This is a genomic window from Martelella mediterranea, assembly GCF_021021415.1.
In the GTDB taxonomy this organism is placed as follows: domain Bacteria; phylum Pseudomonadota; class Alphaproteobacteria; order Rhizobiales; family Rhizobiaceae; genus Martelella; species Martelella mediterranea_C.
Map to the genome: position 1 here is coordinate 1 of NZ_JAINWJ010000030.1, position 12,616 is coordinate 12,616.

Annotated in this window: 8 protein-coding genes and 1 pseudogene; 3 read left to right on the plus strand and 6 right to left on the minus strand. The window is 61.5% G+C overall.

Annotated features, from left to right (window positions below; all coding sequences use genetic code 11):
- The 3 genes and pseudogenes from K7H91_RS16735 to K7H91_RS16745 all read right to left on the minus strand — a co-directional run.
- Window positions 1-188, minus strand: a pseudogene (locus K7H91_RS16735) (hypothetical protein); the annotation flags it as partial.
- 21 nt (window positions 189-209) lie between these two features.
- The gene (locus tag K7H91_RS16740; protein WP_044411733.1) at window positions 210-1,439 is read right to left on the minus strand and encodes an arginine deiminase; all 1,230 of its coding nucleotides are present in this window, start codon (window positions 1,437-1,439) and stop codon (window positions 210-212) included.
- Between the two features lie 28 nt (window positions 1,440-1,467).
- Window positions 1,468-2,916, minus strand: a complete 1,449-nt coding sequence (locus K7H91_RS16745; RefSeq protein ID WP_230721400.1) for a YfcC family protein — start codon at window positions 2,914-2,916, stop codon at window positions 1,468-1,470.
- A gap of 457 nt (window positions 2,917-3,373) precedes the next feature.
- On the opposite strand from K7H91_RS16745, the gene glgX reads away from it, so the two are divergent.
- From glgX to K7H91_RS16760, 3 genes are all read left to right on the plus strand, one after another.
- On the plus strand, window positions 3,374-5,449 hold the full coding sequence (glgX, locus tag K7H91_RS16750; RefSeq protein WP_230721401.1) for a glycogen debranching protein GlgX: 2,076 nt from the start codon (window positions 3,374-3,376) through the stop codon (window positions 5,447-5,449).
- A 17-nt stretch (window positions 5,450-5,466) separates the two neighbouring features.
- Window positions 5,467-6,243, plus strand: coding sequence for an SDR family oxidoreductase (locus tag K7H91_RS16755; protein ID WP_044404320.1), 777 nt, complete (start codon window positions 5,467-5,469; stop codon window positions 6,241-6,243).
- 85 nt (window positions 6,244-6,328) lie between these two features.
- The gene (locus K7H91_RS16760) at window positions 6,329-9,094 is read left to right on the plus strand and encodes an HAD-IC family P-type ATPase (RefSeq protein ID WP_230721402.1); all 2,766 of its coding nucleotides are present in this window, start codon (window positions 6,329-6,331) and stop codon (window positions 9,092-9,094) included.
- A 33-nt stretch (window positions 9,095-9,127) separates the two neighbouring features.
- On the opposite strand, the gene glgP is transcribed toward K7H91_RS16760, so the two are convergent.
- From glgP to K7H91_RS16775, 3 genes are read right to left on the minus strand one after another with little or no spacing between them, the layout of a single operon-like run.
- Complete coding sequence (gene glgP / locus K7H91_RS16765; protein ID WP_419197488.1) at window positions 9,128-10,867, minus strand: alpha-glucan family phosphorylase; 1,740 nt, start codon at window positions 10,865-10,867, stop codon at window positions 9,128-9,130.
- A complete protein-coding gene (locus K7H91_RS16770; protein ID WP_269066316.1) occupies window positions 10,854-11,546 on the minus strand; it encodes a CBS domain-containing protein in 693 nt (230 codons plus the stop codon). The genes glgP and K7H91_RS16770 overlap by 14 nt, the downstream gene beginning before the upstream one ends.
- Window positions 11,546-12,601, minus strand: coding sequence for a type II glyceraldehyde-3-phosphate dehydrogenase (locus K7H91_RS16775; RefSeq protein ID WP_044404278.1), 1,056 nt, complete (start codon window positions 12,599-12,601; stop codon window positions 11,546-11,548). The genes K7H91_RS16770 and K7H91_RS16775 overlap by 1 nt, the downstream gene beginning before the upstream one ends.
- Between the last annotated feature and the right edge of the window lie 15 nt (window positions 12,602-12,616).

Consider the following 12,616-nt stretch of genomic DNA (forward strand, 5'->3'; position numbering starts at 1 on the left):
CTCTTCTTCGCAGAAAAGCCGGGAAAAATCATAAGACAAGCGATCTCCTTGCCCTTTAGTCGCGGCTGCTCGTAGCCGGCATACTTTGCTGCCTTGAGATCGGCAGCGAGTTTCAGGAGAAAGGCGATCTCGCGGGCATCGAAATCGCGCAGGGTCAGAAAGCTGCGGTTCTTCAAATTGAACGACATTGGTTCTTCTTTCTATTCGGTTCAGGCAGCATCGCGTATTGTGGGGCAGCTCATGCAATGTCCGCCGCCGCGGCCTCGACCGAGTTCTGCGCCAGGGATAGCCAGCACCTCGATGCCAGCAGCTCTTAGTGCGGCGTTGGTGTCATCGTTGCGGTCATAACCGATGACCACGCCAGGGCGCAGTGCCAAGACGTTGTTGCCATCGTTCCACTGCTCGCGCGCACGTTCTTCTTCGGTATCCCCGCCGGTCGGGATAACCTGGAGTTTTCGGTAGCCAAGTACGTCTGCCACAATCTCAAAGATCGGACGCGGATCGTGTCGAAAGGACAGGGGAGCTTCGCCTTCGCCCGGGCGGATATCATAGCAAACCAGTTCGTCCGCGACCTCTTTGAAGGTTGTGACCACATCCCCTCCACAGAGCGTGAAAATCGTATCCAAATGCATCGCGGCCCGCGACTTGGGTATCCGAAACGCAACCACGCGATCGACGACACCGTCAGCGAATAGCTTTTTGGCTAGTTGACCGATGCCTTGCGGCGACGATCGTTCGCCCATTCCCACAAGAACGGTGCGGTTTCCAACCGGCATCACGTCGCCGCCTTCGAGCGTTGCAAGGCCATGGTCTCGCGTTGGATCACCCCAATGTATCGTGACTTTGCCGGCAAAGTTCGGGTGGAACTTGTAAATTGCAGTGTTAAGCAGCGTTTCTGGACGGCGCGCCGGCCAAAACATCGGGTTGACTGTAACTCCTCCATAAATCCAAGCAGAGTTGTCCCTGGTGAACAGAGCATTGGGAAGTGGCGGAAGGATAAAACCGTTATGGCCAAGGTAGCTGCCGAAAAGGCCGGTCGGCGTGAATGGAAGATCGGCAGTTGTCAGCCCGCCGATCAGATGCTCCGCCAGTTTCACGCTAGGCAATTCGGTCATCCAGGCACGCAGCTCGGACCTCATGCCGGCGCCGATCTGATCCGCAGTAATGCGATGGTCGAGCACCCAGGCACGACCTTCCTTGGAGTCCAGCGTTTCAGCCAAAAGGATGTTGACATCTAGCACGTCGACGCCCTCATCCCGCATTAGACTGGAAAAGATGTCATGATCCTTCTGGGCTTGCTTGACCCAGAATACATCGTCGAACAGTAGCTCCTCGCGATTGGAGGGCGTCAACCGTCGGTGCGCTAGACCGGGGCGGCAGACGATAACCTGCCTCAGCTTTCCGGTTTCTGAATGGACGCCGAAACTTTGATCGGACATTGGATCTTCCTTGATTAGAATTTTTGGATCAGAGCACCGCAGCGAAGCTGAGCGACGCCACAATGAAGACTGCGAGGATTAGCAGCAGTGGCCAAATGAATAGGAGCCAGCGTTCATAGGGAACGCGCCCTATAGCGAGGCCTCCGATCACGACTGCGAACGTGGGGTTGATCAGATTCACAAGTCCGTTGGCCGACTGGTAAGCCGTGACAACAAGGTCACGCCCCACCCCCGCAAAATCGGCGAGCGGCGCCAGAATGGGCATCGAAAGAACCGCCAGTCCCGACGAAGACGGAACCAGGAAGCTCATTGCCGTCTCGATGCCAAACATAGCGTTGATAAAGGCGACCTCTGACAGTCCGCTGACTGCCTGCTCCGACCAGTACAGGATCGTGTCGGAAATCCGTCCCTGCTCCATGATTACCACGATGCCGCGGGCCAGCCCGATCACCAACGCCACGCCAAGTAAATCGCGCGCGCCGTCAACGAAGGCCGCGGTGAACCGCTTCTCACCCATCCACGCGATGATACCAACGACAAGCGACGCTCCGAGGAACAGGGCTCCCATCCGAGCCATCCACCAGCCCTGCGTTGACACGCCCCAAATCATGACCGCGAAGGTTGCGGCGAAGACGATCAGCACCAGCTTCTGCCGTGAGGTAAGGTGGGCGTCGCTCCCTGTTGCGGTATCCTTGGAGAGGAAAAATCGCTCGTTGCTCTCCTTCATCGAGCTCACAACGGAGCGCGCCGGATCAGCCTTCACACGCGCCGCATAACGCATGACAAAAGCAGCGGAGAGGACGAACCCGCCGATTAGGATCAGTAACCGCAGGAAAAGCCCGCCGGTAAAGGGAATGGCCGCGGCGTTTGAAGCTATGATCGTTGCGAACGGGTTGATCGTCGACCCGAGCACCCCGATGCCCGCTCCAATCAGGATAATCGCGACACCGGTCACGCTATCGTAGCCGGCGGCTATAACGAGCGGGATTAGGATCGGGTAGAAGGCGAGCGTTTCCTCAGCCATTCCATAGGTCGTACCACCGGCGGCAAAGAGCACCATAAGGATGGGGATCATCCACTTTTCGCGACCACGAAGAGCTCGCATTGCCGAGGAGATCCCCGTGTCGACAGCACCTGTTGCATTAACGACGCCGAGAAATCCGCCGATTAGCAATACGAACAACGCAACGTCGATGGCATTTGCGACATTACTGTCGGGATCATAGAAACCAGCAATTGGGGCGAGTAAGACCTCAACCGGGCCCTGCGGGTTAGCTTCGACTTGCTGATAGGTCCCCGCAACCGCGATTTCACGACCCACAGCATCGTTCATGGCGCGGTCATACTGTCCGGCCGGAATCAACCAAGTCAGCGCGGCAACGACGACGATCAGGCCGAAGAGGATCGTGAAAGCGGTCGGAAATCGTGATGCAGGAGCGGGTTGTTCGTCATTCGGTTTGGTTGCTGCATCCGACATCTATTTCTCCTCGTTGCACTCGCTTATTGATGGGTAACAGTCGCCCGATCACAGACAGACCATCAGGACGTTTGACCGTGGTGGAGCCGACATACCTTCACAGACGCACTGAAGTGCAGAGCATTACAGTGCCGCTGTAATGGTGAGTGCCCGTAATCTTGATTCCGGATTGCCCCGATACCCGCGGTGACCGGGCACGCTCGTAGTCCTCATCTAGCGGCAGCCCCCTCAAGAAGAGCGCCCTCTCGGCGAGGTGGTGTATCGGGTGCGTTCGGCGCACTGAGGGAACTCTTTTACCCTCGAGTAAGGCCATGGCGATTCCGGAAGATGGCGAAGGGGCTGTAAGGCGCGAGGGTCGTTGGCGTCCTTAGAGAAACGCGGCCCGCCGCAAGGGTCGTCGCCGCGCCGAAAGGGGCGGTGACACTGGTTCACGGCCATGATGACGAGGAGCGCACCGATGACGGAACGCATAGCTTGGTTCGACGCCCTAACCGTCGGCTCGGACAGCGGCACCGTCCGGATCGGGCGCGGTGAGCCACTGCCGCTCGGGCTGCATGACTGCTGTGACGGCCTGAACATAGCGGTGTTCAGCCGGCACGCCGCGGGCGTGACCCTGCTTCTGTACGGAACGGCTGACGAGAGAGAGCCGTGCGCTCGACTACCGCTCGATGCCCGGCGTCACCGGACTGGCGACATCTGGCATGCGCGGTTGACGGGTGACCTTCGCGGGAAGTTCTATGCTCTGCAGGCCGATGGGCCCGGTTCGCCGGATGACGGACATGACTTCGATCTAGATCGAACGCTGCTCGATCCCTATGCCGCCTCCGTCACCGACCTGTCTCCCGGCTCGCCCGGCCGCTGCGTGGTCGCCGACCAAGGCTTCGACTGGTTCGAGGACGCACCGCTCCGCCATCCCTGGAGCAAGACGATCCTCTATGAGACCCATGTCCGGGGCCTCACGATTGACCCGTCTTCCGGCGTTAACAGACAAGGGGAGTATCTCGGCGTGGTCGAGAAGATCCCCTACTTTCGCGAACTTGGCATCACGGCTCTGGAGCTGATGCCTATCCAAGCCTTCGCGCCGGAAGCACTCGAACGGAACGGTCCGCTGACCGGCGAGCGGCTGCGCGACTACTGGGGCTACAACCCCGTCGCCCTGTTTGCACCGATGTCCCGCTATTCCGGCAGCGTCGCGCCGGGCGGCGAGCTCGTCGCCTTCAAGACAATGGTTCGGGAGCTTCACCGGGCAGGAATTGAGGTCATCCTCGACGTCGTCTTCAACCACACGGCAGAAGGCGGGAGAAACGGGCCGACCTACAGCTTCCGGGGGCTCGACAACACGATCTACTACATCCTGACACAGGATGGGGAGTACGCGGATTATACCGGCTGTGGCAACACGCTGAACTGCAACCATCCGGTGGTACGCAACATGGTCGTAGATTGCCTGCGACACTGGGTGGTCCACTTTCACATCGACGGCTTCCGATTCGATCTCGCATCGGTGCTCGGGCGCGACGCGCGAGGGAAGTTGTTGGCGAACCCACCGCTGCTCGAACAGATCGCCGAGGATCCGATCCTGCGCGACGTCAAACTGATTGCGGAAGCCTGGGATGCCGGCGGCGCGTTCCAGGTGGGCCACTTCCCCGGCCGACGCTGGGCAGAGTGGAACTGCCATTTTCGCGACGACGTTCGCCGCTTCTGGCGCGGCGATCCGGGCATGACCGGCGCGCTTGCGACCCGGCTGGCGGGCAGCAGCGATCTCTACCAGGACGGTGGCGAAGGTCCGCTCAACAGCGTGAATTTCGTCACCAGCCACGACGGCTTCACGCTCAACGATCTCGTCAGTTACACGCGCAAGCACAACGAGGCGAACGGCGAGGAGAACCGTGACGGCCTCGACGAGAACTACAGCGATAACTACGGCGCCGAAGGTTCGAGCGACGATCCGCAGATCGAGGCGATGCGGTTGCGGCAGATCAAGAACCTGCTCACCACGCTCTTGCTCTCTCGCGGCGTGCCGATGCTTCTCGGCGGCGACGAGTTCCGTCGCACGCAAGGAGGCAACAACAACGCCTACTGCCAGGACAACACGGTCTCCTGGTACGACTGGTCGTTAGCGGGGCGGAATGCGGAACTCGTGCGATTCGTCCGGCAACTGATCGCTTTGCGCAAGGCGCATCCCGTCCTGCGGGCCGAAACCTTCTACACGGATGTCGAGGTCAGATGGTTCGAACCGACCGGGCAACAGCCAGATTGGCACGGGCCCGACAACAGGCTCGGCTGCCTCATCCGGGACAGCGGCGCGAGCCTTTGCCTGCTCTTTAATGCGGCTCTCGCCCCTTGCCGATTTGTCATGCCGCCCTCAGCGGGAAGCGGATGGCACATAGCGATCGACACATCGAAGAACGAAAGCATCGCCGATACATCTTTCGGGGCCGAAGACACGATTGCGCAGAGCAACATCTGGCTCGAGGCGCGCACGACAATCGTCGCTGTCAGTCGCTCCACAGAAGCGGGGCCCATCGAATGACTGGAGGGAGTTTGAAAATGAGCAGAGTGCAAGACAAGGTAGCGATCGTAACGGGCGCTTCGCTGGGATTGGGCGAGTCAGCGGCAAGGATGTTGGCGCGAGAAGGGGCGAAAGTGGTCCTCAGCGACATCAAGGATGAGGAAGGTGAGCGGGTGGCGCAGATCATCGGCGAGGACGGCGGCGATGTGCTCTACCTCCATCACGACGTTTCCGACGAAAGCGCCTGGGAGGAGGTGGTACAGGTTACCCTTGACCGCTTCGGCCGCCTCGACGTGCTCGTCAACAATGCCGGTGTCGGCTGGGGTGGGCCTCCCGAGGAGGAGACGCTGGAGCGTTGGCATCGGCTGATGAACGTCAATCTTGACGGCGTGTTCCTCGGGACCAAGCACGCGATCCTGGCGATGAAACGGAACGACCCACCGGGCGGCTCGATCATCAACCTCTCCTCGATCGAGGGGCTTGTCGGCGATCCAAATCTCGGTGCCTATAACGCGTCGAAGGGCGGTGTGCGACTCTACACCAAGTCGACCGCGCTCTACTGCGCTAAGGCGGGCCTGAACATCCGTGTCAACTCGGTCCATCCCGGCTATATTTGGACACCGATGGTCGAGAACTACCTCGCGGAGCACGGCGACGTCGAGGAAGGCCGTCAGGCTCTGAATGCTCTGCACCCGGTAGGGCATATCGGAGAACCAGACGACATAGCCTATGGCGTGCTCTATCTTGCTTCGGATGAGTCGAAGTTCGTGACCGGCACAGAACTGGTGATCGACGGAGGCTACACCGCCCAATAGGTGCCGTTTGCTATAGGCTGCGAAGCCAGCAACTGCGCTGCTTTAGGCGTTCGCAGATGCGGGCGCCTTCAGTGCCGAAGATGACATGACTGAGAGACTTCAAGAACAAGCGGTTACGACCGCGCCGGACTATCCGCGAACCGTTGGCTCCAATTCGGCACGACCTTGGCATGCCCTCCCGATTGAAGACGTGCAGCTGATGCTGGCAACGGGCACCGACGGACTGGATGGGAACGAGGCAGGGCGGCGTCTGACCGCGCATGGTCCCAATATCCTGCCGGCCGCCAAGCCGCGCAGTGCCATCCGGCGCTTCGTCGCCCAGTTCGACAACCTCCTGATCTATGTCCTGCTCGTCGCCGCGGCCGTCACCTTGGCGCTTGAACACGGTATCGACGCGGCGGTGATCCTCGCCGTGGTGGTGCTCAACGCCGTGATCGGCTTCGTGCAGGAGGGCCGGGCCGAGCAGGCGCTCGACGCGATCCGCGGCATGCTGGCACCGCGCGCCTCGGTCGTGCGTGCGGGACGCCGCGTTACGCTCGCGGCGGAAGAGCTGGTTCCAGGCGACTTGGTCCTGCTCGATCCCGGCGACCGGGTGCCTGCCGATCTGCGCCTCGTCCGTAGCCGCAGCCTACGGATCGAAGAGGCGGCGCTGACTGGCGAGTCGGTCCCCGTTGAGAAGTCGCCGGCGCCCGTGATGGCCGAAGCGCCGCTCGGCGATCGTACCTCCATAGCGTTCTCGGGCACGCTTGTTGCGGCCGGGCAAGGCGCCGGCGTCGTTTTCGCCACCGGCGGGGACACTGAGATCGGTCGCGTCAGCGCCCTGGTCGACGCCGTCGAGACTTTAACGACGCCGCTTCTGCGCCAGATGGACAGCTTCGCGCGGCGGCTTACCGTGGCCATTCTTGGCGTCTCCGTGGCGATCTTCGCTTTTGCCGTGTTCGTCCGCGGATATGCCATCGAGGATGCTTTCCTTGTTGTGGTTGGAGTCGCCGTGGCCGCCATTCCCGAAGGGTTGCCGGCGGTGATGACGATCGCGCTTGCCCTGGGCGTTCAGCGCATGGCGGCACGCGATGCCATTGTCCGGCGTCTGCCCGCGGTCGAGACACTGGGTTCTGTCTCGATTATTTGCACCGACAAGACCGGTACGCTGACGCGGAATGAGATGACGGTCGTGGCGGCAGCGACTGCCGCGGCCACCTTCGAGATAGGTGGGGCCGGCTACGATCCGAGTGGCGAGGTGCGCCTGCGCGAGGAGAAAGTCGAGCCGGCGGAGCACTCCACTCTTGTCGGCTTGGCGCGCGCCGCACTGCTGTGCAGCGATGCCTCGTTGCGGCGGACCGAGATCGGTTGGGTTGTAGATGGTGACCCGATGGAGGGCGCGCTGGTCGCATTCGGTTCAAAGGTCGGAATTGATGTCGAGCAATTGAGAAAAGAGATCCCGCGCCACGACGAGATCCCCTTCGACGCCCGGCATCGCTTCATGGCGACCTTGCACCATGGCGTCGACGGCGAAGCTTTCATCTGTATTAAGGGAGCGCCGGAGCGGGTGCTGGCGATGTGCGACCTCCAGCGCGGCCCGGTCAGCGATATGCCACTTGACCACGCTGCCTGGCGGGTGCGGGTGGAGGCGCTCGGGGCACGCGGACAGCGGGTGCTTGCGGTCGCCGTCAAGCGACTATCTTCGGCCAGCAGTGATCTCACTTTCACCGATGTCGAAGGGGGCCTCACGTTGCTCGGCTTGCTCGGGCTTATCGACCCTCCGCGCGCGGAAGCTGTGACCGCGGTGCGCGATTGCCGGGCGGCGGGCATCCGGATCAAGATGATCACCGGCGACCATGCGGCGACCGCCGTCGCGATCGCCGGGCTGCTCGGGCTGGAGCAGCCGGAGGCCGTTGCGACGGGGCAGGAGCTGGATGCGCTCGACGACGCGACGCTGCGGTGCAGGGCGCGTGACGTCGATGTCTTCGCGCGCGCCGCGCCGGAGCACAAGCTGCGCTTGGTCGAAGCGCTCCAGGCCGACGGCGCGGTGCTGGCGATGACTGGTGATGGGGTGAACGACGCGCCGGCGCTCAAGCGGGCCGATGTCGGTGTGGCGATGGGACAGAAGGGCACCGAGGCTGCCAAGGAAGCGGCCGAGATGGTGCTGGCCGACGACAATTTCGCCTCGATCGTCGCCGCGGTGCGCGAGGGCCGTACAGTCTATGACAACCTCAAGAAGGTGATTGCCTGGACCTTGCCAACCAACGGCGGTGAGGCGCTGACCGTGATCGGTGCTCTTCTGGTTGGACTGACGTTGCCGATTACGGCTGTACAGATCCTGTGGATCAACATGGTGACGGCGGTCGCGCTGGGACTCACCTTGGCCTTTGAGCCGACCGAGCCCGACGCTATGCACCGGCCGCCTCGCGCGGCTGATGAGTCGCTGATTTCGGGTTTCCTGGTCTGGCGCATCGTCTTCGTATCGGTCCTGTTTGTGATCGGCACCTTCGGGATCTTCTTCTGGGCCGAACGGCGTGGGTCGTCGCTGGAGGAAACGCGCACTCTGGTCGTCAATACCATCGTGGTCATGGAGATATTCTATCTGTTCAGTGTTCGCTATCAGCACGGATCGTCGCTCACCTGGAGCGGCGTACTGGGCACCCCCGTAGTGGCAGTCGGAGTCGGTGTTGTTGTGCTGCTCCAGCTTGCCTTCACCTACGCACCGCCTCTGCAGGCAGTGTTCGGAACGCGGCCGGTAAGCTTGACGGACGGGCTGACGGTAATCGGTGTCGGCGTCATTCTGTTGGCCGTCGTCGAAGCTGAAAAGCTGATTGGGCGTCTCGCCTCGAGGTCGCGAGAGTCCGGGCATTGACGAGAACGTATCTGCGCGGTGACAAACTTGGAGTCAGCGGAGATAAGCCTCGCTCGCATATCGGCGCATCATGCGCTGGCTATTGAAGCGGGGACCGATCTTGCTGATTGAGTCCTTCATCATGCGGAGCCAGCGAGCCCGGTCGGTATAATAGAGCGGCAGAACCGTTCGTTCGAGCTTGTCATAGAGGTTTTGGGCATCGCCTTCGTGACGCTGATCGTCGTGGCCGATTGCCCAGCCCGTTACTCCTTCGACCCAGGCCTCGATCCACCAGCCGTCGAGGATACTCAGGTTCAGGACGCCGTTCAGCGCCGCCTTCATCCCGCTCGTGCCCGAAGCCTCGTAAGGCGGCAGGGGCGTGTTCAGCCAGACGTCCGCACCGGCTACAAGTTTCTTCGCAAGTGCCATGTCGTAGTTGGGTAGAAAGGCGATCGGGATGTCGGCGGCCAAGGCGCGTATGTGGGCGTGGATTTCCGCGATCAGTGTCTTGCCGCCATCGTCGTGTGGGTGGGCCTTGCCAGCCATCACCAGTTGGAACGGCTGTTCGCGGCTGATCGCCCGCAACCGCTCGATATCGGTGAACAGAAGGTCGGGGCGCTTGTAACCGGTCATGCGGCGGGCGAAGGCGAGGAGCGGAATATCAGGCCGCATCGCCGTGCCAGTCAACAGCTGCACCTCTGCAAGTAGTTCATCTTTAGCTGCCTGATGCGCTGACCAGACAGCGTTGTCTGAAAGCTGGTCCGCCCCAGAAAGCACCTCCGGATCGTGCCCCCAGTCAGGGGCGAACCCCTGAAACAGCTGGGCAAAGGTCGGATGTACCCAAGTGGGGGCATGGACGCCATTGGTTACCGCCCGGATGCCGTAGCCGGGGAACATACGTCGGGTGGTCTCGGCATGGCGTATTGCAACTCCGTTGACATAGCCGCTCAGATTGAGTGCGAGCCGCGTCATGTTCAGGCGATCCGGTCCGGCCAGTAGCTTCATCTGGTCCAACGGCAGAAAGTCGCTGAGCAGACGCCCCGCTTTCTCGTAGTCGAAGCGATCGTGGCCCGCTTCGACAGGTGTATGGGTAGTGAAAATACAGCGCTCGCGCACTCTGTCCGCATCGTAGCTCAGCGCACCATCGCGCGGCCGATCGCTCGGATGCGGATGCTCGCGCAGCAGCGCAGCCGCGAGTAGCGCGGCGTGGCCTTCGTTAAGGTGATAGGTTTCAACGTCGAAGCCGAGTGCGTGTAAGACACGCATGCCGCCAACCCCAAGCACGATCTCCTGCTTTAGACGATAAGCTTCATCACCGCCGTAGAGGCGGTCGGTGATCTCGCGGTCGGCGGGATCATTGTGATCGAGCCGAGTGTCGAGCAGGAGGACAGGGATCGCATGTCCGATCGGACAGGTTAGCACGTGCAGCCACGGCCGTACCCAAACAGCGCGCCCTTCGATCCTGACGGCCACCATGGCATCCAGTGGTGTCGCCCAATCTTCTAAATTCCATGGATCGGCATGATCGATCTGCCGCCCGTTGCTATCGATCTCCTGGCGAAGATAGCCCTCTCGGCTCGCCAAGGTCAGGAACACCATTGGCAGTTCCAGGTCGGCGCTAGACCGGACGGTATCGCCGGCGAGCACGCCGAGCCCTCCAGAATAGGTATGCATCTCCGGACGGAGGGCGATCTCCATTGAGAAATAGGCGATTCGTCTGTGCGGGAGGAAGGGATCTAATGGTGACAACTGCTTGGTTCCCTCAGCCGGATGGACGGTTTCATTCCCATCCAAAGGCTGGAATAGCGCTGACGTTCAGTTGCACGCCCTTGACGCCGGGTACATTCTCGGCAGCGACACGAAGCGCTTCTCCCTGTTCAGGTGAATCGACAATGCCCCAGATCTGCACGTTGCCTTCGGCGACCGTGACGTTTACGCCGTAGGCTGGCGCCCAGTCGCTCGCCCTTATCTCCTCAAGAATTCGCTGTCGGATCACATCATCTTCGACGGATGCGATAGGCGCGGGAGCATCGCATCGCGCCGCCAAACCACGCAGGAGATCGGCGCGGCTGACGATGCCAACGACTTTCCCGTCGCGGAGAACCGGTACACGCTTTATCCTTTTTGTCTCCAAAAGATGCGCGGCCTCGCCGGCGGGCGTATCCTCTGTGATCGTGACAACGTCGCGGGTCATAACGTCGGCGGCGGAGCGAGCGTGCGACTTCACGTAATCCGCCGCGTTCTCGCCTGAGCCCGAGAAAAGTCGTAGCCACCACGAGCCGTGTCGATGGCTGCCGCCCTCGGCGCGGCGGAGGAAATCACCTTCGCTCACCATGCCAGCCAGCCGACCATTTGACTCGATTACCGGCACGGCGCTGATGTTCCGTTCCAGAAGAAGCCGGGCGACCTCGGACACGGTTGTCTCCGGTTTCGCCGAGACGACGGACGTAGTCATGATGTCCCTTGCCCTCATCACCGTCCTCCCAGCGCATCGAAGATCGCGCCGATTCCCAGCGCGGCATTGGTCTTGGCAATGGATTCGTGCGGGTCGCGCACCTGACCAATCAGTGCCCGGATCGCGTCCACCGTTTCCGGAATAACAATCGCCTGGTTGTCCACCATGTAGGCGTAGAAGAGTTCGTCGCCCTCGACTTTCAACATGTCGGACCACAGTGCCACTTCGTAGAGGTTGTCGTGCGCCCGGCCGAGATCGGCCATCAGTTCCTTGACCGAATTAATTGCCGTCAATCCGTCCGCCATCTGGATGAGCGCGATGCGGGGGGATGTGCGGAAGGCCTCGAGCACTTCGTCCTTCTCCGCCGGCCGTGTTAGCTGCACCGCCCAGTAGTGCAGGTGTGCCAGAGTCTCCGGAACCTTCACCGCCATTGTTACAACGTCGAGTTCGGGATCGACGCTCCGGGCGTCGGGGCCCTGATGGCTTGGGATCTCAGGCTCGGGTGCCAGAGTGTTCATGATGCCGCCGAGATGGCTTTCCCACGGGTCGGTCGCACGACGCATCAGCGTGCCGCGGGCGCGGCGGAGCAGGCCGGCGTGCTTCAGCGCGGCGAGCGTCCGTACCATCGAGGTCGTGTTGCAGGAGACGACGCGGGTGCTGTCGCGACCCAGAGCGCTCGCGTAGCTGGCCTCCGCCACAAAGGAGTGGCCGGTTACTTCGTGCTTCTCACCGCCCTGCACGATGAATTTGATACCCTTCTGGCGGTAGAGCTCCACGTTTTTCGCCGCGACATGCTTCGGCGTGCAGTCGACGACCACGTCCGCAGTCTCGAGGAGGTCGTCGAGTGCGCCTGCCACATCGAGCCCGGCATTTTGCATCGTACGCACGTGCTCGTCTGTAGCGCCGAAGAGTCGGTAACCCTTTTGCGTCACCATCCGCGCCCGCCAGTCAGCACTGACGTCCGACACGCCCGCAAGGTCCATGTCATTCTGCTGAGTCACCGCATCGGCGACGCGCTTGCCGATGACGCCGTAGCCGTTGACGGCAATGCGGCTCCTACTACTCGTACTCATGTCTTTCTCCTCTGG

What these genes read in the sequence shown, in the direction of transcription:
- K7H91_RS16740 (WP_044411733.1), bottom strand. Translation starts at nt 1,439, where the DNA reads ATGTCCGATCAAAGTTTCGGCGTCCATTCAGAAACCGGAAAGCTGAGG.
- K7H91_RS16745 (WP_230721400.1), bottom strand. Translation starts at nt 2,916, where the DNA reads ATGTCGGATGCAGCAACCAAACCGAATGACGAACAACCCGCTCCTGCA.
- glgX (WP_230721401.1), top strand. Translation starts at nt 3,374, where the DNA reads ATGACGGAACGCATAGCTTGGTTCGACGCCCTAACCGTCGGCTCGGAC.
- K7H91_RS16755 (WP_044404320.1), top strand. Translation starts at nt 5,467, where the DNA reads ATGAGCAGAGTGCAAGACAAGGTAGCGATCGTAACGGGCGCTTCGCTG.
- K7H91_RS16760 (WP_230721402.1), top strand. Translation starts at nt 6,329, where the DNA reads ATGACTGAGAGACTTCAAGAACAAGCGGTTACGACCGCGCCGGACTAT.
- K7H91_RS16770 (WP_269066316.1), bottom strand. Translation starts at nt 11,546, where the DNA reads ATGAGGGCAAGGGACATCATGACTACGTCCGTCGTCTCGGCGAAACCG.
- K7H91_RS16775 (WP_044404278.1), bottom strand. Translation starts at nt 12,601, where the DNA reads ATGAGTACGAGTAGTAGGAGCCGCATTGCCGTCAACGGCTACGGCGTC.